The organism is Rhizobium sp. P2_G9, assembly GCF_056403475.1.
Genome location: NZ_JBFUFK010000121.1, coordinates 1 through 1,429, shown reverse-complemented (window position 1 = coordinate 1,429; position 1,429 = coordinate 1). Strand labels below are relative to the sequence as shown.

Below are 1,429 nucleotides of genomic sequence, written 5' to 3'. Positions count from 1 at the left end.
CGTCTGCACATCAAAGGCGGCCGAGCTRTCGACATCGGAMGCATCMAGCTTGCCGCCGGTGTTCTGGGCGGTGTCGGTCTCCGTCAGTTCCTGGGTGCTGCTGCCGCCGATCACGGCTGCATCATTGGTGCCGTGGATAGTGACGGTGATCACCTGGCTGGTGCCATCCGCTGTGGTGACAGTGATGCTGTCGGTATAGTCATGACCCGCCTTGAACTCGTCATGGGCATCGTTCATGACATAGGTCCAGGTACCATCGGCAGCGATGGAGAACTTGCCGAAACCGTGGCTGCCATCGACATCCGTCTGCACATCGAAGGCGGCAGAGCTGTCGACGTCGGAAGCATCCAGCTTGCCGCCGGTGTTCTGGGCGGTGTCGCTCTCCGTCAGTTCCTGGGTGCTGCTGCCGCCGATCACGGCCGCGTCATTGGTGCCGTGAATGGTGACGGTGATCACCTGTGAGGTGCCATCCGCCGTGGTCACCGTGATGCTGTCGGTATAGTCATGCCCCGCCTTGAACTCGTCATGGGCGTCGTTCATGACATAGGTCCAGGTACCATCGGCGGCGATCGAGAACTTACCGAAGCCATGGCTGCCATCGACATCCGTCTGCGGATCGAAGCTGGCAGAACTATCGACGTCGGAAGCATCCAGCTTGCCGCCGGTGTTCTGCGCCACATCACTTTCAGTGAGCGACTGCGTGCTTGTGCCGCCGATCACGGCTGCATCATTGGTGCCATGGATGGTGACCGTGATCACCTGTGAGGTGCCATCCGCCGTGGTCACGGTGATGCTGTCGGTATAGTCATGACCCGCCTTGAACTCGTCATGAGCGTCGTTCATGACATAGGTCCAGGTGCCATCGGCGGCGATCGAGAACTTGCCATAGCCATGGCTGCCATCGACATCGGTCTGCACATCGAAGGCGGCAGAACTGTCGACGTCGGAAGCATCGAGCTTGCCACCAGTGTTCTGCGCCACATCACTTTCGGTGAGCGATTGCGCGCTCGTTCCAGTTATGGCGGCCGCGTCATTGGTGCCGTGGATAGTGACCGTGATCACCTGTGAGGTGCCGTCGGCGGTGGTCACCGTGATGCTGTCGGTATAGTCGTGACCCGCCTTGAACTCGTCATGAGCGTCATTCATGACATAGGTCCAGGTGCCGTCGGCGGCGATGGTGAACTTGCCGAAGCCGTGGCTGCCATCGACATCCGTCTGCACATCGAAGGCGGCAGAACTATCGACGTCGGAGGCATCCAGCTTGCCGCCGGTGTTCTGGGCRGYGTCGGTCTCCGTCAGTTCCTGGGTGCTGCTGCCGCCGATCACGGCTGCATCATTGGTGCCGTGGATGGTGACGGTGATCACCTGGGACGTGYCGTCGGCGGTGGTCACGGTGATGCTGTCGGTATAGTCACTGTCGGTATAGTCA

At 60.4% G+C, this 1,429-nt stretch carries 1 protein-coding gene; it reads right to left on the bottom strand.

Annotation, left to right across the window (positions count from 1 at the left end; translation table 11 throughout):
* On the bottom strand, positions 1 to 1,429 hold a 1,429-nt coding region (locus AC1DYF_RS40245), incomplete at both ends, for a VCBS domain-containing protein (RefSeq protein WP_477884524.1).